We start from the raw sequence: 23,233 nt of genomic DNA, 5'->3' as shown, positions 1-23,233 counted from the left end.
CTCCTCCACATGATTTATTATACCTAACTCATGTGTGTCCGACAAATCGGGTATAAGTCAGTTGTCTCTTGACTACACTCTTAGACAAGCACGAGAACTCAATGATGCGAAAGCAATAAGCGAGCTTAAAAAAATGGAAGTCGACTTTTTCAATCCTCAAGAAATATTGAAAAATACTCAAAAGCAGAGGAAATATTTACTTAAGTACGGAGGAGTATATCATAATTTCGATAGCTATAATCATGAAGCTAAAATTCTTTGGATATCAAGGGAATATACTTTTTTAGATTTTATTTTTTGGCCGATTGCTTCATCGACTTCATTAAATGCCATGTGGGATGAGGTAGTCTTGTTGAAGATAGATGAATTAGTGCCTGCAGTTAATATTCCTATTGTATTTTTCTGTGGTAAATATGATATGAATAACCCTACTTTATTAGTTAAGGAGTATTATGAAGAGTTAGCTGCGCCTGAAGGCAAAGAATTTATAATGTTTGAACATTCTGCACATGGTGTTTTCTGGGATGAACCAGGAAGATTCGAAGCTGAGATCATTAAGGCTTTGGAGAAATATACTAGATAGACATTGAACACCAGGAGTCAAGGGGACGCTTTGTTTGACTTGCTCCATATTTCTATAATACAGCCACCATGTCTTTTACTATGGAATAGGAAGTATAATCATCTGATAAATGATGTAAATATTGCTTTTCCCGAGAATAAAATCACAGCACTCATCGGCCCCTCCGGGTGTGGTAAAACCACATTGCTAAAATCCTTAAATCGTTTATTAGATGAAGAAGTAAGTGCCCAAACCCAGGGCGAAATCACTTTCAAAGATCGATCTATTAAAGATTTTAACTGCGAAACCTTGCGGCAAAAAATAGGGATTGTGTTTCAAACCCCCACTCCGTTTCCCTTTTCCATTGAAAAAAATATGGCTTATGCTTTAGATTATCATTTTACTATGGATCGTCAGAACAAAAAAACCCTGATTTCTGAAAAACTTAAGCTGGCTGGCCTTTATGATGAAGTGAAGGATCGTATGGATTTTATAGAAAAAAAATGATGACAGAAAACACAACTGAAAAGTTGTGTTTTTACTTCTTTGGTAAGTAACTACCCCTTATGGGACAAACTTTCCTTCGCTTTTTCTATCTACTGCAATATATGCAAAACTGCCTTCTAACTGTTTTTTTTTGATAAATTAAATACAAGTTAACGGACCGTTGCCCGGAGAATCTACGATTTTTTCAAAATTCTAGCAGTAAAATAATGTTTTAGCAGGGTCCGATGCAGCTTGCAGCATACCCATAATCGGGACACTCTCCAATGAGATTTCTATTCTTTCATGAATATCTTCACAAAAGAACGTATTTAATTATCTTCTTAAAAAATTCCTTTTCACTTTAACATACTGAGAGTTTGTCCTCGAGCTCATGTTACACTTTTGCCTTGTTTTTTTGGATTTCATTAAGCCATCGGTCTGCATTATATTTGCTTTGCTTGTAATGAAAATACCCTATTATAAACATATAAACCAAGAAGAATATGGCCGTCATTAAGTCCAGCATAATAAACAGCCTCCTTTTTGTTTAATTTACGTGCTTTAAGTGATGGTAATATCCTGTGAATACTATTTAATATAATTTTACTACTGCAACTTCAATTTATTGTAAACACAACGTTAAGTTCAGGTAAAATTACTTGTTAGGCCAATTACCGTTTCTGACAAAAAATAAAACAGCCTGTTGGAGTTCCGTGAATCGAACTCTAACAAGCTGTTTCAAAGTATTAACGTATATCGTATTCATTTTGGTAGCTTATATAAATTTTTTGCTAATGTGCTAATGGATATACAGTAAAAGTCACCCCATCATCTGCTGTCATTTCCAGTCCTGTATTTTTTTATTCTCTATTCTTTTAGTGCTTATTATCTTTTTCAAAACTATCACCTCTATTAGGATTATACTCAAATATAAGTTATAAAACAATTAGGTTTAGGACTATTTAATACGTTCTCGCTTCTACCATATACTCAATTTCAAGTATTATGATGGAGACCTTTACTTCTTCACCGGGAAGAATCTGCCCCAGAGATATCTGAAAAATATTTGGCCTGAACTGTTCCAGCAGGAAAGCGCTGTCCCCATTTCTTACCGCCTTTTCATAGATTTCAAAGGCCTCGTCTTTTTCCCGAACTTCAGACTTAATTACCCTGTCGCCAATACTGGCCGTAAACCCGGTTACCACCGAGGTGTCCGGCAGGGGAAAAGTGTAAATCACTTCAATGCTGTCCCAACTGTCATTGATGTATGTTTGAAATACTGTAAACTCACCATGGAATCCACAAATATTCCCACTTATTTTTACGTGTTTCAGGGGAATATCAACACTGCTGCCATTAGCAAAAACTAATCCCGTTTGCATTATTTCCCTCCTTTTATTCTTCTTTAATCATTTTTTTGGCATACATTACCAGGATGTTAATCAAACCTGGTTTTTCTGCCTCCAGTTTTTTTGGATAGTGCAGTTCCACCCCTGACCCCAATATTACCTTGATATATTCTGTGCTGTCCTCTAAAGTGTGTGGTGCAAGGGACTGCCTGATTACATAATCTGACCGTATCTCGTGCTTTATAAAGTCATGCTCCCCCTCTTCTACAGTGTCCAGCTGCTCAATTACTTCATCCAAAGAAAGCCGGGTGATTATTTCTTTTATCTTTTCAAGGGGTAAATACTTATCCTGCAGCTTTTTGATTAAAAGAATCCTGTATAAGTGTTCGTCGCTGTAGTAACTGCTGACCCCCGCACCTTCAGCCGGAGGCAGTAATCCTTTACTGATATAATAGTGTATCGTCCTCCTGGTAACATTTGCTTTTTGGGACAGCTCTCCGATTCTGTACTGTTCACTCATAAAAATCACCTCGCAATTCTATTATGTCATGATTACGTTATGGTGTCAAGTTTAAAAGAAAAAAAACAATCTATCCATTTCCAATTTTTATAGTTATAACTGGGGATACCGTCATGTTCACCGTAAATCGGCTGAACATACTTTTCCTGAAGGATTCTTGAACTGTTTAAAATCGCCGGTAAAACCTGCTATAAGAATTTACCCACTTCTCATAAAAAAAAGCGGGCAATAAAAACCCGCTTCTTAGCCGTGCAATATTATTATATTCCAGTTATTCCGCTTCTTCCTCTTCGTCATAATCTTCCGCTACTACCTCATCAGTCTCGTCCTCTTCATCATCTTCAACTTCTTCAGTATCTTCTACATCTTCAATTACATCTTCCACCGTATCTTCAACATTGTCTAACTGATCTTCAACCTGTTCCCCACATCCTGCAAAAAGACAACCAATAGTAAACAGCAGGATAAGGCTGATTATTAAGTACTTCTTTTTGAACATTAACTCTTCAACCCCCTATTCATTTTGCACGGTTCCATTCAAAATATGCGGGGGCTTGTAAAAATATAACAAGTTATATTAAATTATTATTTGGCTTGTTGCATAAATCTCCGCATAAAGCCCAGCGCTTTAGCTACGACTGGACTAAAGATTATTATGGTGATAATATAAAATAACAGTTTCTCATTTCAAAACTAAGGGGAGGAGATCATATGATTGAGGTTAAAGATCTTACCATGACCTATAAAAATGGAAAAGGAATCTTTGATCTTTCTTTTTCTGTTGAGGAAGGGGAAGTATTCGGCTACCTTGGGCCTAATGGTTCGGGGAAAACCACCACCATCCGCCAGCTGCTGGGATTTACTAATGCTGATAAAGGAAGCTGTACCATTAACGGACTTGACTGCCGAACTCAGGCAAAGGAAATTCAAAAGTTCTTAGGGTATCTGCCGGGGGAAATTGCTTTTTTCAGCGATATGACCGGCACACAGTTTTTAAAATTCATGAATGAAATGCGGCGATGTAAGGATAAAACCCGTACCAACAATCTCATCCAACGGTTTGAACTGGAAACCGGCGGCAGGATTCGCAAAATGTCTAAAGGTATGAAGCAGAAACTGGGCATTATCACAGCTTTCATGCACGACCCTGAAGTCTATATATTGGATGAACCCACCAGCGGCCTTGACCCGCTGATGCAGCGCTATTTCATTGATTTAATTATGGAGGAAAAGTCCCGGGGGAAAACCATCTTGATGTCTTCCCATAACTTTGGGGAAATTGACCGCACCAGTGACCGGGCCGGGATCATACGGGAGGGCCGGCTTGTAGATGTGGAAGACGTACATTCCCTGAAGGCATCACAACGCAAGGCTTTTGTAGTAACCGTTGCCTCTTTAGAAGATGTTAAACAGCTTCAAAACAGCGGACTGGATCTTGGAAGTATAACGGACAATCATGTTGAAGTCTATGTAAGTTCTAATTATGACCGCTTTATTGAAACGCTGGCTAAATGCAAAGTGCTGGAGATGAATATCCCATCACAAAGCCTGGAACAGGTGTTTATGAAATATTATGGACAGGGGGTACAGTAATATGAATTTCACCTTGTTTAAGGCTACCACAAAATCAAACTGGATTACTCTTGCCATTTTTTTTGTAATTATGATAATGTACATGGGAATAATCATATCCATGTTTGACCCGGAGAGTATTGACAGCCTTATAGCTATGCTGGAAACCATGCCCAAGGAATTGGTTGCCGCTATGGGCTTCGAAGAAATCGGAACAACCCTTACCACTTTCATTGCCAGTTACTATTACGGCTTTCTTATCATTATGTTCCCCATGATTTACTGCATAATCGTTGGGAACCGGTTGGTGGCAAAACATGTGGACAGCGGTTCCATGGCCTACCTTCTGTCAACCCCCAACTCCCGTGTTACCATTGTAACCACCCAAGCCCTTTATTTGATAACCAGTGTCACTGTACTGCTGGGACTGATTGCATTATCAGGAATCGCTTTTAGTGAATCAATGTTTCCTGGGGAGCTTGATATAAGCAGTTTTCTCATACTAAACCTGACCACACTGTTCGCTTTCTATGCCATAAGTGGGATCTGCTTTTTCTTTTCCTGTATCTTTAACGATACCAAGAACTCCCTGGCTTTTGGTGCGGGAGTGCCTATCGCGTTTTTCGTACTGAACATGCTGGCCAATGTAGGAGAAAAATACGCATGGTTGGGTAATCTTTCCCTATTCACCCTGCTGGATCCTTTAAAATTATTAGACGGAAATTCCTTTACCATTACTGCCAACGTAATCTTTTTAATTGTCGCGGCAGTAATGTACGGCGGCGGGATTCTATTCTTCAGTCGCAAAAACCTTCCCATTTAGGTAATATAAATATTTTTTTCTACCGTGTATACAAAGAAAAGCCGCTCAGGCTGTACTGAACGGCTTCTCTTTATGGATTAAATTTGAAACTGTCATCGGTTCTAAGAGATTTTAGCGCCGGGCCTTCTATTATATCGCCCTCGTAAGTAAATCTTGAACCATGGCATGGACAGTCCCATGAAAGTTCTGCTGCATTCCAGGCAAGGTCACATCCCATGTGAGTGCAGGTAACATTTACAGCATGAATCTTATTCTTTTTTTCCTTATATATTCCCACCTTCTCACCATCATGTACAACTATTTTTGCTTCCCGGTGAGATATTAATATCCTTAGACGCAGGTTTAAGTTTATCCACGAGATTTAGAACCTTGTCACTCAACCCTTTGCAACCTGGCTGACTCAAAATTTCATTATCTTTTCCAACAAAGTTTGTTCAGTTTTACCCCACTATTATAGAGCAGCTGCGGCGGTTCCCTTGATTCATTAATTGAACAAGGCAAACGTTAATGGCTAGCGGCCAAAAAATGGCCTAAGATCGATTCGATCCCAAGGAGCGTAGTCACATCCGTGAAGCCATATCAGTTTTTTTGGACCTTGTGAATATACATGTAAACACCACCGCAGCGACCATGCCTGTTGTGATAATCAATCCCATGGTATGAGGCCAGTGGATCGTAATCAATCCCGGAACGGCGTCAGAAATACCAGGATTTTTCTTGGCACCAAAGAGCAAGCTTTGTCCCAAGACATTATACATCGCGTGCATCAGAACTGAAGGAAGAAGATTGCCGTTCAGATAAAATAGATAGCTGTAAGCGAAGGCACCAACCGCCACATTGATTACCCCTACCGCCGTGAGAAATATCGGATTGCCAAGACCTGCTTCACTGTAAAGAAATAAATAAGAAGGAATATGCCAAATCCCCCAAACCAGACCTAAAATAAACGTCCCCCACAATCTGCCGTGTTTTTCGGTCAGCGCAGGCAGTAGGTATCCGCGCCAGCCGTACTCTTCACCAAAAACAGATATGAGCATAGAACCCAGCATCATGAGAAAGAATAGTAAAAAAACGGGAGTGAATATCTGCGAAGCAAAATCAGGGTCAAATTCGCCCAACCCTGTCAAAATCGCAATAATGGTAACTATGCCAAGCCAAAGCACCGGATAGCCTATTGCAAAAATCCACGGCCAAAAACCTGTACGCCGAGTAAAGAGACTCGTTTGCGACTTCACAGTTTGTTTTGAGAACAAAAAGAACAAAAAGGCAACAACCATCGGGACGAACATATAAAGCCCGGTTTCTACTTTAGGTAAAGCCCCTGAGAACAATAAATACTGGATAATCCAACTTACCGGCAGCACGACTATGATAAACCACCAGCCCCTACCAATTTTTTTCATTGCGTTCCTCCTTAAAACTTAGGATCTCATTCGAAAACTCGAATGGCTTTATTTCCAGGGTTCTGGTGCAAAAAATTTTCTTCTGCAACAATTCCCTACTTTCTGATAAAATAATACCACGTTTAACTCCGGAAAAGAATCGCTTATGCAAGAAGTTTTGTTTAAGTGGAAGCATTTGGAATTTGAAATCATCATCCTCTGCGTCCGTTGGAAACTTAAACATCCTCTGTCTTATCGAAACCTTCAAGAAATAATGCTTGAGTAAGGTATGGAAGTATCCCACACAACAATCATGCGGCTGCAGAGTATCCTCCAGTACTGAGTGTAAAAATCAGAAAACATCTCAAACCAACAAACGACTCCTGGAGAATGGAAGAAATCTAATACGGTGTTCTGTCATGCAAGGTTCAGCACAGAATGGTGCAGTATTTGAACAGCATTGTCGAACAGGACCATCGTTTTATTAAGAGAATGATCAAACCGATGCTGGGATTCAAAAACTTCTAATCAGCCTGCCGTATTATCCCCGGAATCGAATCAATTGTCAGGTGTTAAAACTTCAATTCTATATTTATAAAAATTGAAGATATGCATTATGATAAAAAAGGCCAAGCCGGTACTAAAAATGTCCTTGAGGAGATCGAGCTGATCAACAGGCTTTTTGTATTGCCTGAAAATAAGCGGTAAAGGTATAGTTCTGTATATTTTTAGATTCAGTAGGATTTACAGAATTATTTGCAACAGAACCTTTTCCTTGACTCATTACCCGGAGATTCCGGTCCTTGCCTTCGGCAATTAAAGTTGTGGGGGACTAAAGTTGTGGGGGACTGGCCCTGAGAGGGAGTTTCTGGAAATTGCCAAGGGCAAGGGCCGGTACCAGGAATCAACTTCTTGCATAAATACCTGTATCAGACCTGCGCTTTACTTTTTATACAAATTTATGATAACAGAAAATTTTTGTTGAAAGAGTAGACATTGCATGTTAAAATTTACAGGATTACTTGAATTTTTCAAGAAGCGCTGAATAAAGAAAATTAATAGTGACGTGAAAATTAGTTTAAAATAATATAAAAATTTTCACCCTATTTGAAAGAGCGCCGTAGTCAGAAGACAGCATGCCGGTGATAGTGGAACCCTGTTTTTCCCCCTTGAGGGCAGAACTTGGAAAATCATTTTTCTTCAACCATAACCAGGGGATTCACAGAGGATGCGGTTCCGGAAGAAATGGAGCCGCACTCGACGTGGACGGCAACTGGATCTCCTGCCGCCACCTGATGACGCCGGAGCCTTACCGCATGAAAAATGTTATTGAAAACCTTTCTACAAACTGCCACAGAAGAACAAATACAACAGCTGGGTCAGTGTGAGTCTGCAGAAGCCGTCATCGCTTTGGCGAATTCCTTCGACGTGTGAACCTGACAGCGAAGGAAACACAGAAATTGGAAGAAATCTTTACAAATGATTCTGCAGATGAACTGGATGAAGGGGATTTAGACTCGGTTGCCGGTGGTTATGGGATGTCAATACCTTTTGATATACATGATCTTATAGAGCAAATGATTCAGCAATCTTAGTGCAGCTTCGTTGAAAACCGGCTTGAAGCTTGGAATAATGATCAATGCCTGGAAAGGGGCCCTGAGTCTGTCGGGGCTCCCTTTAGCGGGTAGTGACCGGTTTATATTCAAAGGAGTGATTGATTATTTTGCAAAATCAAAAGGAAAAACGAGCGTTGCTTTTAGGGGCTGCAGCCAATTTGATTATGGCAGTTGTTTCCTGGATTACGTACTATTATTCGAATTCTGAGGCGGTTCTTTTAGACGGTAATTATAGTTTTATAATATTTTTGGGTGTATTAGTGGCCCTGAAAATTGCAGCAATAAAAACGCATAAAACGAAAACCTTTCCACTCGGAAAATTTTTCTACGAATCTCTATACAGCTTCATTAAAGGCTTGATGATCCTGGGAATTCTGTTAATGTCTGTGGCAACGGCCGTCATCCATATCGTTATGTTCTTTACAGGACATACAGAAAACATTCCGATGCTTATCTTTAAGCCCATTGTTTTTTACGGTGTGGTTTGCATGGTTCTCAGTTACGGGCTTGCCTTTTTTTACCGACAACAAAATCGGTCCATGAGTAATATGAGCATTCTTTTAAACACAGAGCAAAAGTCTTCTTTTGTTGATGGCACTTTGTCTCTGGGCGTTGTTGTTGTGGCCTTATTCTTAACAATGGGGGGAGCCGAACTGGGCGGTGATTTTGTTCCGTATTTAGCAGACTCCATATTTGTCCTGTTTCTTACCTCTATGCTGATTATGGAGCCTGTGACAATTATCAGGGATTCATTAATCGAAATGGCCGGAGGGACTTTGCAGGATCAAGAAAAACGTAAATATTTTGAAGAAGTAGTTTCTTCAAATATGCCTAAAGGACTAATCATTGAAGATGTATTTATAAGTAAAAATGGCAGCCAATATATCATTCTGATCTATATTTCCACCAAAGAACCCAGTTACTTCAAGAAAGATATTATTGACACTAAAAATAAAATTACCCAAATCCTGCAAAAAAATCATCCCCATCTGTCGTTGGAAATGATACCTGAAGGCAAAGCGGTTTGAAAATAATAAGCAGAAGATTACCGCTCGGGCATTTATGGAAGGGAATCCTTCCATAAATGCCCAAAAGGGGTCTGTCCCCGTTCCCGTTCGGAAAGAAATCCTAACAATTCTTTTTATCGGGGCCAAAGATGGTCTGAGTCACTCTTCTTATATAAACAGGCCGGCAGTAATTCTAAAAGGAGCATCTAATTACATCATATTTCTGCAAAATTGTCGGAATCCCTTTGTAGCAAATTGTCTAGTTTTATCATTTATTGCCCGAATATCCAGACCCTGCCTTCGTTATTTTCCACAATACCCTAATATTAGATGATAAAACTGTTAGGCGCAAAAGGAAATTCAACGGAGGCGTGGAAATATATTGTAAGTGTTTTTGTAGCAAACATCAGATCAAATGTGAGGTGAAAGCCGTGATTATCAAATATCCTGAGATTGGAATTTGCGGGCTTTCCTGCAGACTGTGCCCCAGGTACAATACGGAGGCCAAAAGCCGGTGTTTGGGCTGCAAGAGCGAAGACAGGATGGCTGCCGGCTGTCCTTTTATTACCTGTGCGGTCAAGAAAAAAGGGGTTGAGTTTTGCTGGGATTGCACAGAAAATAATTCCTGCGAAAAGTGGAGGCATCACAGGGATCTTGGCAGTAAGCATGATTCATTTAAGTGTTATCAGAAACTGGAAAATAACATCGCTTTTATTCAAAAGTATGGAGCAAATGAGTTTATGAAGTTACAAATAATCAGGGAACAATTACTAAAAGAGATGCTTCAGGAGTATAATGAAGGGCGCTCAAAAAATTATTACTGCATCGCTGCGGAAGTTATGGAGATTGATGAATTAAAAGAATCATTGGACAGGGCAAAAAAAGAGTCTGAGGGATTACAGATGAAAGAGAAATCGAAACTGCTTCATTCAATACTGGACAAGGTTGCTGCTGAAAAAAAATATCTCTTAAAATTGAGAAAAAAGGCATTTTGGCGCAGCTGAGAAAGTTACCACACTTTCGCCTTGTTTTTTGGATCTCATTGAGCCATCTATCTGCGTTATTTTTGCTTTGTTTATAGTAAAAATATCCAATTATGAACGAACATATATGCCAGGAAGAATATGGCCACCAAAAAGTTTAGCATATATAAACAGCTTGTTGGAGTTCCATGAATCGAACTCTAACAAGCTGTTTCAAGGTATTAAAGAGTGCCGGAGCTTGCCAGTAATTAATGATGAAACAGCCTCATTCCCGTGGTGACCATGACCATGTCGTATTCGTTGCAGGCGTCGATAACAAGGTCGTCCCGCAGGGATCCCCCTGTCTGAACCACGTATTTGACACCGCTCTTGTACGCCCGGTCAATATTATCTCTGAAAGGAAAAAAGGCATCGGAGCCGATGGTAACGTTCTGCAAACCCTTGAGCCATTCTTCCCGCTCGGCTTCACTGAGTCTTGGCGGAATCTCTTCCAGCACGGCGGCCAGCGTTTTCAGTTCATAGTCTGTTGTATCTTGCCTGACAAACAAGTCCATGGCATTGTCACGCTCCGCCTTGCCCACTTTGGCTTTGAATTGGAAGCCCAATACCCTGGGATGCTGCTTCAGATACCAGATATCAGCCTTATCGCCTGCCAGGCGAGTGCAGTGAATTCTTGACTGCTGGCCCGCGCCCACTCCGATAACCTGGCCATTGGAAACATAGCAAACAGAGTTGGATTGGGTGTATTTGAGGGTGATCATGGCCAGCACCATGTCCCTACGAGCTTCCATGGGCAGCTCTTTATCGGCGGTCACGATATTCTGCAGGTCATCAAAAGCTGGAATGTGCGTATTTCTTTTTTGCATAAATTCAATGCCGCCGATTAACCTGGTCTCCAGTTCGGGAGGTTCGTAGGTAGGATCTATCTTAATGACGTTGTACTTGCCGCCCCTTTTCTTTTTGAGAATTTCCAGGGCTTCAGGGGAATACCCGGGGGCAATAACCCCGTCGGAAACTTCCCCCTTTAGCACTTCTGCAGTGTCCTGATCCACGGGGTCGCTGAGGGCTGCCCAATCACCGAACGATGACAGCCGATCGGCTCCCCGCGCCCGGATATAAGCACAGGCCAGGGGGGATAATGAGGCAGCTTTCACCCCGTAGGCCTTTTTCTCATCCTCAGAGAGGGGCAGTCCCAGGGCGGCACCCGCAGGGCTGACGTGCTTAAAGGAAGCGGCAGCGGGCATTTCCAGAGCAGCTTTTAATTCTTTCACCAGCTGCCAGGAGTTCATGGCGTCCATGAAATTGATGTAACCAGGGTTGCCGCTGAGCACCTCAAGGGGTAGTTCACCGTCTGCTGCCCGTACTTCTGCAGGTTTCTGATTAGGGTTACAGCCATACTTTAACGTTACTGATTGCATTAACATCCTCCTTAGTTTTAATTAAATAAGTATTTAATGCAGTACCTCAATTTTCCTTTAAAACGTCAACCAGGGGGAAGACTCAGGATAGACAGCCCACTGCTCTGGATATCCTTGGCACACCTACATTATAAAACCAGTTCTCTCCACAGTCAATAAGTATCTGATATATAGATGGTGAAAGGAGTTATCACTTTTTTTTTGGGTTTATACTTTAAAACAAGAAGGTCCTTTACATTCTCCAGCGCCCTGCTGTTTTTTACCGGAATCATAAGCCAAAAGGTCCCATTAAATGGCTGAGCAGATGTAATCACATCAACGACTTCTTTTTCAAAGTCAGGGTACATGGCTTCTACCATTGGGAGAGAATCCTGTAAAATGACAATCAACGCTACAAAACCGTCCTTTTCTGGATAAAGGGTACAAAGGGACTTTCCAGATTTTTTATATTTACTGTTCCACCCCGGTTTCCCGGAGCATTTACTGTAGGCCAACTTGGGAGATGTCATATATTTCTCCTCCACATCCATTAAGTGTCCACCAGGTATTCCCCGTCCCAGAAAAATAGAATATTGCTCGGGAGTATCTTCGCTGACCACCATATTTCCTTCCTTTAAAACTCCCTCCAGCAAGATACTGCATGAATTGTCAGCCTGATCATTTCCCTTAAAAAAATAACTGTTCACCGTGGTATCCCTTGAACGACAAAAAGCCCTGGTTTTGCAGGACACTTTTAATAAAAGGAAGAACAGGGTCTAAAACAGAGACAGCTGCCTGTGTATGACTCTCTTTTCCGCCCCTTTTATTATCTCAGCCATTTTATATATAATGCCAAGACGGACACATTCATTACGAAATACCTTCCATAAATATTTACTGTTGGGGGAATTACAGTGATATGCATGCCCAAAGAACGACTGGTATTTCTCCCCCATCCCGGAAAAAAGCTCCTCCAATTTTTTTAAAAAATACTCCCGCTGTCCGCTCCGCATAGTAATTCCAAACCAGGGATAAATGAAGGATGCACCCCTCTCGGCCGCCGCATGAATAATAGAAACTATGTTTTCCTCGGTATCTCCTATAAAAGGAAGAATGGGCATCATTAATATGCCCACATAAAATCCTTTATTGGCCAAACACTTAAGGGTATCCAGCCGTCTGGAAACTGCCGGTGCTGAAGGTTCTATTTTCGAAGACAGGACATCATCAATTACCGTAATAGTAAAAGCAGCGCTTACCGGAGAATGTTTCAACATCTCTAATAAAATGTCACAGTCCCTGGATATTAAAATCCCTTTTGTGGGAATATGTACGCCAAATTTATACTTATTCATCAGCTCCAGGGCATTCCTGGTAAGCTTCAATCTGCTCTCACAAGGATTATATGAATCGCTCATTGCGCCCAACCCAATGATGCTCTTTTTTCTTTTAGACCTCAGCTCTTTCTCCAGAATATTTAAGGCATTCTTTTTTACTGCTGTCTGGTCAAAATTATCAACCCGGTAACAGTCACTTCGGGAGTCGCAGTAAATACAGCCGTGGCTGCAGCCCCTGTAAAGATTCAGGTTGTATTGTACACCAAACCAGTGGTTACAATCCTTTACCCGGGATAACATGGTTTTAACCTGCAGGTATTTCATCCTGGCTGACCCCCTGAAATTCTAAACTTATCATATCACAGCAAACCCTACATGAATAATATGTCAGGTTTGCCTTGAAATAGTTCTACAATAAAGAGATGCCGGATTGCTATATTTTAATGAGAAAAAGTTTTCTGCTGTTTTCGTAACGGTTGAAGACAGTTCTTTCAATCCTGACACGCTATTTTAAAGGAAATACTACTTTAGTCAACAGCTCACTTTCAGGTACATCGTTGGGAGAATTGTAGTAGAATTCATACGCGACACCCGTTGGGGTAAGGCCCTTCTCCTCCATCCACTGCATCATGGCGTTATATACCGGCTCCATTTGGGCATACGGGCCTTTATGCAGACACGACACCTGCTTACCTGCCGGGTTTTCCCCTGCGAATATTGCACCTCTACCGGGAACCGGTTTGGAGAGACAAAATCCTATCTCCACCTCCAAGATTCAAACTAGAATTACAACCCTTTGTGCTAATAACTGATTGGAAAATTACAACTGAGGAAACTATAGAATACCAAAAACATTTTTTGAACATATTACGCAACCGGACGTAATGTATGATTATTACGGACATGATGTTATTGCTTAATCTTTATGATGCTTATATAATTATCTTGAAATTAAGCCAATAACAGTGGGTTTATTAGAAATCCAAACTCTTCTACTATATTTGTCAAATCCCTGGGAAGGTAGGCAGAAGCTTTTTTCTTGAGATAGCTCGGTACTCCATAGAAGGCATCCCCTATGCTGCCTGCGATGGCTCCGATTGTATCGCTGTCCCCACCGATTGAGATAGCGTTTCTAATAGTGCCTTCAAAGTCCTCAGAATCCAAAAATGATACGATAGCCTGGGGCACAGAACCTTGACATGACACATCGAAGGTATAGGTGTCCCTGATATCATCTAACGAAAAAGACAAATCATAGAACTCCTTTTCAATGTATCCCTTGATTTCTTCCTTGCTTTTACCTATCCGGGCCAGGGAGATGGCACCGGCAACAGATTGTGCACCCTTTATTCCCTCTGGATGATTGTGACTGACCTCTGCAGATTTTTTTGCCAGATCCAAAGCCTCCTCCAGGCTTTCTGCCACCCATCCAACAGGAGACACCCTCATGGCAGATCCGTTTCCGCAGCTTCCGTATGGCAGTGGATTACCTGACATAATCCACTGCCGGAAGTTTCTACCGTAACCTGCGTTAAGGTATTTTCTACCTAGATTTTGCATTTCATTTACAAATATCTGATGAAGGTCTATACTTTTGCTTGACTTTTTCCAGATCATGAGGGCTGAAGCCACAGCGCAGGTCATGACTGTGTCGTCTGTAAAGCAGCATCCTTTTCCGAACAGGTCAAAATCTTTTCTCTTTATATTGTTTCCTTCATATATGGACCCAACGATATCTCCGATTATTGCTCCGTACATCTCAGCACCCCCATCATCAAATGGTTGCTCTCAGTCTATCTTAAGAAAAGCACCGATCTAGCTTATAATGGAGCTATAGTTCTGGTTCAACAAAAACATTTAGGTTTTTAGCTGCTTTTACAAGGCCTTTATCAATTGTCCAGAGAGTTGCATTATAAATTTTAGCAACACTCAAGTAGGCAGAGTCATAGACAGCAATATTTTGGGTAAAAGAGATAGAAATAATAACAGTAGGATCTGTTGCAGCTGTATCAATTCTAAAGTCCAGCAGCGCTCTAAGGCCTTCTATCGCCTCTGATTGAACGATTCTTTTTCTTTTAACAGCGACCCAAAGGACATTTGCCACTTCATACCAAAATATTGTTGGGACAAGTAATTTAACATCGCCATTCTCTACTGCATAGTCACGTAACAGTATTGTTTTATTTGTTTTTTCCCCTGGTAATATCCAAGACAAGGCGACCGACGCATCTACAATTACAGTGCTATTCATTCTGCCTGCCCAAGTTGCGCATTTTTCTTAATTCCTCTGAAGAAACGTACCCCTTAACTGATTCACGGATATGGTTCATTTTTGAAGCTGATTCTTGTCTGCCAGGTGAGTGTAGAGCGTTAAGCGCAGCATCTACCATAAATTGAGATAGAGACTTACCCCTTAAACTTGCTTCAGCCTTAAGCGCCCGATGGAGTTCCTTATCTATATAAACACTAATTTTTTCTGCCATTACATCACCTCCAAATATATTTTTATTATAACTCTTTAACTCTTTAACGTCAAATAAGTCTATAAACTCAAAGACATATCTTCTCGTGTGGCGGCTAGAGCAGAACCTGCAAAAGATTTTATGGATGCTAATTTATTGTGCAGGAAATTAAACGTAACTACTCGGGAAAAACTGATGGAAATCGTATTAAAGTATATTCCAGCAACCTTAATTGGAGAAAGACAATTCAATTTTATAAAATACCTGGGAGAGGATCTGGGCTATGATTGGGAATAATTATTTACAAGCCTTATTTGATTATCCGGATGAAGATACAAGTATAAATCAGTTATTAGAACTATTAAAAACAAAGGATAGCGAATTTCTGATTAGCCTGTCTGAAGACTTAAAATTAGATTTATGTAATGAAGAGGAAATTAAGTTTTTAACTAAAGTTTCTGCGCTAATTGACTACTCGTTACAAAAGTTAAACCTAGATGTGCCTGAGTGGTTACGGGATGATATATTAAGTTTTGATGAACCTTACTATTATTCTAAAAGAATAAGCGATATTGATAAAATACGCCTGCTATCTTCCTGTCCGGCTCCCTTCAGGTTAAGAAATGTGTATTTTGATATGAAGAGCATAAAGAGGGTATAGTAGTCGGATCATCCTCCGTCCAAACACCCCAGGCCTTCCCGTAAATACCGATTGAATAAAGCGCATGGCCGGGCTGCGAAATATTATTGTGCATGAGTATAAGGTCAGTCCCGCACCTCTTTACCCCTCGTTCTTTTTGCTCATAAAATAAAACATCCTTTAATCTATTTTTGTAGCCTTATCTTTCCTCTCTTCTACTGCCACAAAAAAGGTATGGGAGGAATTGATCCTATATTTTGCTGTCTTCGCCTCCAAAGGCAACCATCTCCACGGCTGACTGTCCCTGCCTCAACAGCTTCCGGCCTCTCAGTTTCTGTTCTCAATACAAGAACTGGTTTCCCTAGAGCCGGAGCTTCTTCTTGAATGCCACCGGAATCAGACAATACTAAATAAGATCTTGCCATTAAATTTGCGAAGGGAGCATAATCTAAGGGTTCAATTAAATGAACCCGGGGAGTCCTTCCGAGAATTTCATATGCTAAATTTTTAACAACTGGATTCAAATGAACTGGAAATACCAGTTCCGTATCTGTATATGCATTAACGAAAGCTCCAGGGGAACACATATCTATTTATGATTACCCCAAGCCATTTTTTGTTTTGCTATATCGTTGGCACTCGCATAGGGGTGCGGATATCTTCCATTATCGGTAGTATAGGATCGACCATTATACCATTTTGATCCCCCCTGTAACGATTCAACAGGGCAAAAGTTTAAGCATGCATAACATCCAAAACAGGTTTTTTTACAATCGAATACAGGCCTGCCATCTATGATAGCAATGCGATCTGCCGGACATACTTTCTTGCATATTGTACAGCCATTACATTTTGAATCGGCATAAAAAGCACCTTTCAATACTGAAGAAGGGTGCTTTTCCACAAGGTAAAATATCAGCGGGCGTAATACTTTATCTATCCATAGAGGAAACGGAGCAGGTCGAGCATCTTTCTCATTATACGTATCCCTATTGATGATTATTTCTTTGATATGATCGAGCTTTGCCTGCACCTGATCTTCACATCTCTTAAATTCTTCTTTACAGGGAATTCTATAATCCTTAGTCACTATAGCATGATTGTCAGGCATGATCAGATTAAAATGTGCACTAAGCCTGCAACTCTTTTTTCTCAGAATTTTATCTATATCTTCAGGAGCAAAGCTTTTCGAGAAAGCACTATTACATAGAGCAAAAAGGTATTCATCTCCTTCCAGATGAAGTTTTTTAATAAGCATTTTCATTGGGATCGGCAGATGACCTGCATGATTTGGGAAACAAAATCCAATGGTTTTACTTTCTGAGTATATCCAACCATCAACATTTAATAGTGATGCTACAGGTATCATTCTGATTTCAGGAATGTGTTCTTTCAACTTATTTACTATGTATAATGTATTGCCTGTACCTGAGAAGTAATATATATCTATATTTCCCATTTTTCATTTTCTCCTTCTGGGAAAACTTGTTCCAATCTCCCTTATTCCCTTGAACTATCCATAATTAAATCCACAGCTTTTACTTTTGGATGATGGTAGTGTTTCATACATATTCCTTTAAAACCATATTTACCGATACGAATTGCAGACTTAGGACACCATTGCAGGCATGCAAAACAACCGGTACAATCTTTTCCAAAATCTGGTTTTCCATTAACCCATTCGATGTTATTTACCGGACAAATCTTTTTACATTGATAACAGCTTATACAGTCACCTGTTACAGTAAACTCTAAGGATTTTGGACCTTTAAAAAGCAGTATAAACAGGAGCTTAATGATGTGTGGAAATTGTTTTAAAATGGTCATGTTTTCAAAAATAGATGTTTTTTCAATATCTCCGACAGTTCTTGCTTGAATGTTCCCTACTATATCACATATCTTTTTATCTGCCCTTAAAATTCTTGTGTAATTTTCTTCATCAGTAAAACCTATTGAACCAACCGCATTATGGGGTAATTTGATGCCATAGCCTCTAGAAAGAATAACACCTTTTTGATTTAAAGATTTTTTAAAATAATTCAATGTCGAAGATAATGCTACTCCATATGTACCTATAGCTATAGTATAATTTGCGCTTATTTTTGATAGGTTCTCAACAATTTCAGTAACCTTCTTAGGTGGCTTAAAATCATAAACAGGAAAAATAAAACACAGTATGTCGGCTTCAATGACATCTCCTTTCTTTAGTGATACTATTGGTTTTAATACCGCACCTATACTATCAGCAATTGTTTTGGCAACATAATATGAATTACCTGTTCCTGAGAAATAGTAGATACTTTTTGTAACAGGTAGTTGATTTTCAGTTTCATGTGCTATATTTGCCATGCAATATAATCCTCCAATTTCAATATATACCTTAACCATAATTTGGTTAGCATTAAAAAAGATTTTCTGTAGCGCTTTACGTTTGCAATTTAACCAACTGAGACAAAAGTCCTCAGCCTTTGTGAAGAAATTATCTCTTAGTAAAAGACACTTTAGATAATCACCGATTAGACTAAAGACTCATCTCTACACATTAGATAAGCTTAAATCCTGGGGTATCAACTTCTCATTGTTTTTAACAACGGTACTCTATCTCATTTTTTTGCCTAGCAATGTCCTCGATACTGGCGTATGGCGGTTTGAACCTTGGATTGTTTTTTGTCTTTGAACCTGCCCACTTTATACTTGGCCTTACCTGGACGGCTCCAGCAGGACAAAAGGCAAGACAAGCATGGCAGATGCACCTTCGAGTCCCACTCCGGACGCCTATTATGGAGTTTTATCCGATCTGTCAAACAGACCCGCTCACAAATTCCACACCCAGTGCACCCCAAATCAGCATAAAAGTAATTCTTAAACAAAGCGGGATAACTTGCATAAATATTCAAGACAAATGGTGCAAGATATTTCTCAATAATCACCGGCTATTGAAAGGACGACGCATCTAAATCGCTTCGCTGCCCGGAGATTCTGGCTCTTGCCTTCGGCAATTTCCAGAATCTCCTAAATGGGGTCAGTCCCCCACCAATTTAATGTTTTAAAACGTAATTCGTAAATTTTCTACAATAATAAAATACTAACTTGACATAAAAATTATTTTACATCCGAACTCTTCACTTATTCCAAGTGAATCATTAATGGATAATTATTCTAATTACATCTTACTTCTGCAAACTTGTCGTAATCCCTTTGTGGCAAATTGTCTAACTATGTCATTTAATGGTCCGATAATTCGGTCCCTGTTTTCGTCATTTTCTAGAATCTCTAATAAAGGGATATCAAAATACCTTGTCATTATCTTTCCAAAAACAGTTTATCCAATTGCTGCTGGAACTGGTGTCCCATTTAGCCGGAATAAGGTATTAAATAATTACAAAAAAAAATATTTTAGTTCTTTAAAGTTGTGGGGGACTGGCCTGAAAGGTAGTTTATGGAAATTTTGCCAAGGGGCAAGGGCCGGAAACTACCGGGCATAAACTGAATTCTTTAGTGTCTGTATGAATCCTTTGAGTTGCAATATACCCGTTAGTAATCAAGTGTGTGACTCTTCTTTTAATGTGGAGCATACTTGGATTTGATAATTAATCGAAGACTTCATGAGGCAATACTATTCTCCCTGGATAAAGTTTTAATAAAAGGTTCTCTTCTTTAACCCAAAGAAAAGAAGAGACACAGTCATTATCAATTTGATTCTTACATTCTTTCAATGCCTCATAGGGAGCCAAATAATAAGAGGCAAACATATCAGCTTCTTTTTCCATAGAGTCCTTGTCTTTTCAAGGTCTTTTGAGCAGACAATGCTTTTACTGTTTCTCTAACCAGTTCATAGGACACATCATGCTTATCTGGATAAATTTCTGCTTTTTTCTCAATATGTTTAATAAGACGTTCAGCCAAACTATTCCATCCTTCCATGTTGTCACAAACAATCCCAAAGCTGAGCTAATACTTTATAGTTCTGTAATTCCTGACCCTTCGTTAACATTGGTTATCAAATGCCAGGCTAAAAGACTTTATTTTTTTAAAAACTTGCTGCCGGACCTTGTTTTTGGGAATAAAAAAGCAAAGGGAGATTCTTTCAAAGGTAGTATGACCAAAATAATGACATGTACTGTTAAAGACTGATTTAACAGGAATTAAATACTTTGTGAAGAATAACGAAATGACCAAGTTTTTTTAATACGTCCATGGAGGAACAATTTTAATGGAAAAAAGTTATCATAGGCCAAAAGAAACATGGATAAACTTCCTGATATTGATAGGTATGAAGGGGAGGGGAATCTATATAAAAGAAAATTAGTCCAGGTTTATAGTGAAGACAATAGGGTGTTTGATTCTTATGTCTACGTTTATAATCATTCTACTGCTGGTAAGGTAAAAATTGATTATGAGCATCAGCCGTTGTTTGAAGGCATAACAAAACAAATGGACCTTAAAAATCTTGTCTGATATGCATCCTATGGGTCCAACGTTAACAAAGAGCGGTTCATGAGGTATATCGAATTAAACAGGACGGCAGGACGGTCAGAGCAGGTATAAATTGGGATTCGAATGATGCAGTCTATTATACTGTGCCTGATAAGAGAACATTCATTGCTAAATTAGTAAATTAGAGAACATAAGGTTATATTTTTAGTGCTACGATTATTATTATACCGGGACAACTATTCATTATTGGCCTCATTTACCCATTTTTTTATCTTTGGGAATCGTGTTTTATTGAGAAAAGACAAACTGCTCAAAAACGGGACATTGTTTCGCGGCTCTGAAAGAAGAGGAAATACATGATGTCTTTGTTGCTTTAAAAATTATGATAAAACATACTTCCATAACGTTCAGGCTGCCCGCTATCTGCGGGAACTGCGGAACGTGTGGCTGTTATTGGGTAAAGAAAAGGCCTGGACTAAAAATTACGGGAACCTGATGGAAGAATACAAAAAGTTCCGTGCCCTGAAGGAGGAAATTGCCCGGGTGCTGTAAGCTCAGGCTGCGCAGTCGTGGAGAGCTGAAGTGGGATGCACAGTGGCGGTGGTGACTTTGAAAAAAAACACAGGGAATCATATAATATGAACAAGCACGGGAGTTTAGTACAGGAGGAGAAATGAGTAAGCAGAAGATTTATGAGCGGGTATATCGTTGTGCAGGGGAATTGCTTGATGAAAAGGGGTATGTAAGTCCGGTTGAACTGTTGGTGCGAATGGATAGGCTAAAGGCCAAACAGGTGGAGGACTGGCGGTTTCGAAGGCTTCCCTACTTGGAGCGGGTGACCGTGGGTGGTTTGGGGAAAATGAACACCATCTTGTCGGCTTTGCGTGATTTTGCCAAAGCGGCCGGGTTGAAACCCTCCCGTACCACTTATATGTCATGGGGGAAAGGGCCGAAACAGCGGCTGCGGTTTTCCAAGTACGGGGCGCCCCGCACAGAAGAGATGTACTCGACACACTATATACGACAAAAAGACAGTAAACCTGAATCAAATTTAGAGATACTGTAACGGAGGCGGAAATATGCAAATATGTCTGACAAAAAAGCTGCAGAGTGAACTGGGAGTTGCTGTTGAAAACGGGTCTGAAGACAATGACTTTTTTTGCTGGAGTGCAAATCTGATTACCGTTAACAGAAGAAAGACTGTTGTTGTGGTGAATGACAGCAACAGGTTCGGTTTTGTGCTGCAGGGTTTAAAGGCAAAGGATTTTAAGATTTTCCGTGAGTTGGTGACTGAAGGGATTAAAAAGTGTCTGCGGGATGAAAAGATTAAGGAAGAAACCATTGAAAGATATATTCAGTCTGCCGGGGATCCGGTATTTACAAAGACCAGGGGCCGCAGTTATGTTGCACGGCTTAACAAGGCCTGTGAATATGCAGGATATTTTGGTGATCTGTTTGACCCGGATATTCCTTATCAGAAGAGGGTTTCAGATAAGATGAATAATGACTATATAACAGTGCGCGAAAAGAAAGAATATGAACATCCGCACATCCTCTTGCTTAATGATTTTGAGAAATTTGCAGGTGATCCGGTTATCAGTTGTGAGGCGGTTGATTTAATGGTTAAGCTTAATCTAAACAGCAGTACGGCATGGCGAAGAATTGTTACCCCGGTGGATATTACTTTTAACCAACTGCATGAAATATTGCAGGTTGCTTTTGACTGGAACAGTTCTCACCTGTATAATTTCAGAATCACTGATGAGTCGGGGCAGTGTGTTGTCGAGGTAGTCAGCGAATATGAGGATATGGATGGATCATTCCAGGATTGTGAGACGCTTTTGGATTATGATGTAAGCTTGAGAGACTATCTCGGGGAGCAGTATAAAATAGTTTATCTGTATGATTACGGTGACAATTGGGAGCATGAAATAAAAGAACAGCGGGTTATTGCCGGCCATGACAATAATTATCCTGTCTGCATTATGGGTGAGGGCAATGCCCCTCCTGAAGATGTGGGTGGTGTGCATGGTTATGAGGAGTTTTTAAAGATTATAGCTGATCCACAGCATGAAGAACATAAAAGCACCCTTACATGGGCCAGAAGTCAGTGGCACAGGGATTTTGATATAGATATTGTAAATAGAAGGCTAAGAATTGTCCTGAGACAATAGAGGGGGACTGTTTTTGCATATTTTGCTGGCTGATAAGACAGCGAAGGATATAGAGGTGAACGCAGGCGGTTGCCGGCGGCAGAAGAGCTTGAAGATGTTCATACCCGGGTAAAAATAGTTGCTGCACTATCCCACGTTCATGATGCAGAAACCGTCAAGGCATTGGGATATGAGTTAAAGCGTTCGATTTCTAATAATGTGACCAGGCAGCTGTACACAACGATTCTAAAAGAGCTTAGGAGTTTCCCCATGGAGCTTATAAGTGAGCCGGTTGAAAACCTTTTGGCGGAGAAGGATTTTAGTTATAAGATTAAGAAAAGAATCGAGGAACTGCTTGAGCCGGAATATGATAACTTTTGGCGTTTGTAAGGATGGTGAAAATCTAGATATTCATATTTCCGTTTTTCTCATAGATAAGATGAGTAAAGTTAATAACTCTATCATCAAGCCTGACCTACTCATTCACATCAATTTTATAAACTATAT

At 40.0% G+C, this 23,233-nt stretch carries 29 protein-coding genes and 4 pseudogenes; 15 read left to right on the top strand and 18 right to left on the bottom strand.

Annotated features, from left to right (window positions below):
* Window positions 1–61 precede the first annotated feature (61 nt).
* Both HUE98_RS03640 and HUE98_RS03635 read left to right on the top strand, forming a co-directional pair.
* Window positions 62–583, top strand: a complete 522-nt coding sequence (locus HUE98_RS03640) for a hypothetical protein (RefSeq protein ID WP_241422523.1) — start codon at window positions 62–64, stop codon at window positions 581–583.
* A gap of 30 nt (window positions 584–613) precedes the next feature.
* On the top strand, window positions 614–1,069 hold the full coding sequence (locus HUE98_RS03635) for an ATP-binding cassette domain-containing protein (protein WP_241422522.1): 456 nt from the start codon (window positions 614–616) through the stop codon (window positions 1,067–1,069).
* A 373-nt stretch (window positions 1,070–1,442) separates the two neighbouring features.
* Here the strand turns inward: HUE98_RS03635 and HUE98_RS17560 are convergent, their stop codons facing one another.
* The 4 genes from HUE98_RS17560 to HUE98_RS03620 form a co-directional block, all read right to left on the bottom strand.
* On the bottom strand, window positions 1,443–1,574 hold the full coding sequence (locus tag HUE98_RS17560; protein ID WP_277623703.1) for a hypothetical protein: 132 nt from the start codon (window positions 1,572–1,574) through the stop codon (window positions 1,443–1,445).
* 436 nt (window positions 1,575–2,010) lie between these two features.
* Window positions 2,011–2,430, bottom strand: a complete 420-nt coding sequence (locus tag HUE98_RS03630; RefSeq protein WP_241422521.1) for a VIT domain-containing protein — start codon at window positions 2,428–2,430, stop codon at window positions 2,011–2,013.
* Window positions 2,431–2,443: 13 nt separating this feature from the next.
* Window positions 2,444–2,917 carry a MerR family transcriptional regulator gene (locus tag HUE98_RS03625; protein ID WP_241422520.1) on the bottom strand — a complete coding sequence of 158 codons (474 nt, stop codon included), beginning with the start codon at window positions 2,915–2,917 and terminating at the stop codon, window positions 2,444–2,446.
* A gap of 271 nt (window positions 2,918–3,188) precedes the next feature.
* A complete protein-coding gene (locus HUE98_RS03620; RefSeq protein WP_241422519.1) occupies window positions 3,189–3,416 on the bottom strand; it encodes a hypothetical protein in 228 nt (75 codons plus the stop codon).
* Between the two features lie 212 nt (window positions 3,417–3,628).
* Here HUE98_RS03620 and HUE98_RS03615 point away from each other — a divergent pair, with 212 nt between their 5' ends.
* Together HUE98_RS03615 and HUE98_RS03610 are read left to right on the top strand one after the other, a co-directional pair.
* On the top strand, window positions 3,629–4,510 hold the full coding sequence (locus tag HUE98_RS03615) for an ABC transporter ATP-binding protein (protein WP_241422518.1): 882 nt from the start codon (window positions 3,629–3,631) through the stop codon (window positions 4,508–4,510).
* Between the two features lies 1 nt (window position 4,511).
* Window positions 4,512–5,312, top strand: a complete 801-nt coding sequence (locus HUE98_RS03610) for an ABC transporter permease subunit (RefSeq protein ID WP_241422517.1) — start codon at window positions 4,512–4,514, stop codon at window positions 5,310–5,312.
* A 70-nt stretch (window positions 5,313–5,382) separates the two neighbouring features.
* Here HUE98_RS03610 and HUE98_RS03605 read toward each other — a convergent pair whose 3' ends face one another.
* Both HUE98_RS03605 and HUE98_RS03600 read right to left on the bottom strand, forming a co-directional pair.
* On the bottom strand, window positions 5,383–5,589 hold the full coding sequence (locus HUE98_RS03605; RefSeq protein WP_320415654.1) for a Rieske 2Fe-2S domain-containing protein: 207 nt from the start codon (window positions 5,587–5,589) through the stop codon (window positions 5,383–5,385).
* A 283-nt stretch (window positions 5,590–5,872) separates the two neighbouring features.
* On the bottom strand, window positions 5,873–6,715 hold the full coding sequence (locus HUE98_RS03600) for a CPBP family intramembrane glutamic endopeptidase (protein ID WP_241422516.1): 843 nt from the start codon (window positions 6,713–6,715) through the stop codon (window positions 5,873–5,875).
* 145 nt (window positions 6,716–6,860) lie between these two features.
* On the opposite strand from HUE98_RS03600, the pseudogene HUE98_RS17940 reads away from it, so the two are divergent.
* From HUE98_RS17940 to HUE98_RS03580, 5 genes and pseudogenes are all read left to right on the top strand, one after another.
* Window positions 6,861–7,093 (top strand): annotated as a pseudogene (locus HUE98_RS17940) (IS6 family transposase); the annotation flags it as partial.
* Between the two features lie 42 nt (window positions 7,094–7,135).
* A pseudogene (locus HUE98_RS17935) lies at window positions 7,136–7,219 on the top strand (IS6-like element ISPmar1 family transposase); the annotation flags it as partial.
* A 905-nt stretch (window positions 7,220–8,124) separates the two neighbouring features.
* Entirely contained in the window at window positions 8,125–8,289 is a 165-nt protein-coding gene (locus HUE98_RS03590) for a hypothetical protein (RefSeq protein ID WP_241422515.1), read from the top strand.
* Between the two features lie 128 nt (window positions 8,290–8,417).
* Window positions 8,418–9,338: a cation transporter gene (locus HUE98_RS03585; RefSeq protein ID WP_241422514.1), complete on the top strand. Its 921-nt coding sequence runs from the start codon at window positions 8,418–8,420 to the stop codon at window positions 9,336–9,338.
* Between the two features lie 410 nt (window positions 9,339–9,748).
* Window positions 9,749–10,321, top strand: coding sequence for a DUF3795 domain-containing protein (locus tag HUE98_RS03580; protein WP_241422513.1), 573 nt, complete (start codon window positions 9,749–9,751; stop codon window positions 10,319–10,321).
* 227 nt (window positions 10,322–10,548) lie between these two features.
* Here the strand turns inward: HUE98_RS03580 and HUE98_RS03575 are convergent, their stop codons facing one another.
* The 7 genes from HUE98_RS03575 to HUE98_RS03545 all read right to left on the bottom strand — a co-directional run bounded on the left by HUE98_RS03575 (window position 10,549) and on the right by HUE98_RS03545 (window position 15,517).
* A complete protein-coding gene (locus HUE98_RS03575; RefSeq protein WP_241422512.1) occupies window positions 10,549–11,724 on the bottom strand; it encodes a phosphoribosylaminoimidazolecarboxamide formyltransferase in 1,176 nt (391 codons plus the stop codon).
* Window positions 11,725–11,870: 146 nt separating this feature from the next.
* Window positions 11,871–12,404: a DUF3788 family protein gene (locus tag HUE98_RS03570; protein ID WP_241422511.1), complete on the bottom strand. Its 534-nt coding sequence runs from the start codon at window positions 12,402–12,404 to the stop codon at window positions 11,871–11,873.
* Window positions 12,405–12,473: 69 nt separating this feature from the next.
* Entirely contained in the window at window positions 12,474–13,358 is an 885-nt protein-coding gene (locus HUE98_RS03565; protein ID WP_241422510.1) for an SPL family radical SAM protein, read from the bottom strand.
* A 181-nt stretch (window positions 13,359–13,539) separates the two neighbouring features.
* On the bottom strand, window positions 13,540–13,800 hold the full coding sequence (locus tag HUE98_RS03560) for a GyrI-like domain-containing protein (RefSeq protein ID WP_241422509.1): 261 nt from the start codon (window positions 13,798–13,800) through the stop codon (window positions 13,540–13,542).
* Window positions 13,801–13,985: 185 nt separating this feature from the next.
* Complete coding sequence (locus tag HUE98_RS03555; RefSeq protein ID WP_241422508.1) at window positions 13,986–14,792, bottom strand: ADP-ribosylglycohydrolase family protein; 807 nt, start codon at window positions 14,790–14,792, stop codon at window positions 13,986–13,988.
* A gap of 73 nt (window positions 14,793–14,865) precedes the next feature.
* Window positions 14,866–15,285, bottom strand: coding sequence for a type II toxin-antitoxin system VapC family toxin (locus HUE98_RS03550; protein ID WP_241422507.1), 420 nt, complete (start codon window positions 15,283–15,285; stop codon window positions 14,866–14,868).
* Window positions 15,278–15,517: a DUF1778 domain-containing protein gene (locus tag HUE98_RS03545; RefSeq protein ID WP_241422506.1), complete on the bottom strand. Its 240-nt coding sequence runs from the start codon at window positions 15,515–15,517 to the stop codon at window positions 15,278–15,280. Before HUE98_RS03545 ends, HUE98_RS03550 begins: the two co-directional genes overlap by 8 nt.
* A gap of 135 nt (window positions 15,518–15,652) precedes the next feature.
* Here HUE98_RS03545 and HUE98_RS03540 point away from each other — a divergent pair, with 135 nt between their 5' ends.
* The gene (locus tag HUE98_RS03540; protein ID WP_241422505.1) at window positions 15,653–15,793 is read left to right on the top strand and encodes a hypothetical protein; all 141 of its coding nucleotides are present in this window, start codon (window positions 15,653–15,655) and stop codon (window positions 15,791–15,793) included.
* Window positions 15,780–16,157 carry a hypothetical protein gene (locus HUE98_RS03535; RefSeq protein ID WP_241422504.1) on the top strand — a complete coding sequence of 126 codons (378 nt, stop codon included), beginning with the start codon at window positions 15,780–15,782 and terminating at the stop codon, window positions 16,155–16,157. The genes HUE98_RS03540 and HUE98_RS03535 overlap by 14 nt, the downstream gene beginning before the upstream one ends.
* 275 nt (window positions 16,158–16,432) lie before the next feature.
* Here HUE98_RS03535 and HUE98_RS03530 read toward each other — a convergent pair.
* The 5 genes and pseudogenes from HUE98_RS03530 to HUE98_RS03510 form a co-directional block, all read right to left on the bottom strand.
* Window positions 16,433–16,687, bottom strand: a pseudogene (locus tag HUE98_RS03530) (UDP-N-acetylglucosamine 2-epimerase); the annotation flags it as partial.
* A gap of 38 nt (window positions 16,688–16,725) precedes the next feature.
* Window positions 16,726–17,595, bottom strand: a complete 870-nt coding sequence (locus HUE98_RS03525; protein ID WP_241422503.1) for an EFR1 family ferrodoxin — start codon at window positions 17,593–17,595, stop codon at window positions 16,726–16,728.
* Window positions 17,596–17,636: 41 nt separating this feature from the next.
* Window positions 17,637–18,485, bottom strand: a complete 849-nt coding sequence (locus HUE98_RS03520; RefSeq protein ID WP_241422502.1) for an EFR1 family ferrodoxin — start codon at window positions 18,483–18,485, stop codon at window positions 17,637–17,639.
* A 1,241-nt stretch (window positions 18,486–19,726) separates the two neighbouring features.
* Entirely contained in the window at window positions 19,727–19,906 is a 180-nt protein-coding gene (locus HUE98_RS03515; RefSeq protein ID WP_241422501.1) for a M78 family metallopeptidase domain-containing protein, read from the bottom strand.
* Window positions 19,890–20,042, bottom strand: a complete 153-nt coding sequence (locus HUE98_RS03510) for a hypothetical protein (protein WP_241422500.1) — start codon at window positions 20,040–20,042, stop codon at window positions 19,890–19,892. The genes HUE98_RS03515 and HUE98_RS03510 overlap by 17 nt, the downstream gene beginning before the upstream one ends.
* A 402-nt stretch (window positions 20,043–20,444) precedes the next feature.
* Here HUE98_RS03510 and HUE98_RS17930 point away from each other — a divergent pair.
* From HUE98_RS17930 to HUE98_RS03495, 4 genes and pseudogenes are all read left to right on the top strand, one after another.
* Window positions 20,445–20,594, top strand: a pseudogene (locus HUE98_RS17930) (hypothetical protein); the annotation flags it as partial.
* Between the two features lie 652 nt (window positions 20,595–21,246).
* On the top strand, window positions 21,247–21,639 hold the full coding sequence (locus HUE98_RS03505; RefSeq protein ID WP_241422499.1) for a hypothetical protein: 393 nt from the start codon (window positions 21,247–21,249) through the stop codon (window positions 21,637–21,639).
* A gap of 13 nt (window positions 21,640–21,652) precedes the next feature.
* Window positions 21,653–22,747 carry a plasmid pRiA4b ORF-3 family protein gene (locus HUE98_RS03500; RefSeq protein WP_241422498.1) on the top strand — a complete coding sequence of 365 codons (1,095 nt, stop codon included), beginning with the start codon at window positions 21,653–21,655 and terminating at the stop codon, window positions 22,745–22,747.
* A gap of 69 nt (window positions 22,748–22,816) precedes the next feature.
* Entirely contained in the window at window positions 22,817–23,116 is a 300-nt protein-coding gene (locus tag HUE98_RS03495; RefSeq protein ID WP_241422497.1) for a hypothetical protein, read from the top strand.
* Window positions 23,117–23,233 lie beyond the last annotated feature (117 nt).

Origin of the sequence: Candidatus Contubernalis alkalaceticus (genome assembly GCF_022558445.1) — a bacterium.
Classification (GTDB): Bacteria; Bacillota; Dethiobacteria; order SKNC01; family SKNC01; genus Contubernalis; species Contubernalis alkaliaceticus.
The sequence above is the reverse complement of the archived record's forward strand: the minus strand, read 5'-3'. Positions and strand labels throughout refer to the sequence as shown.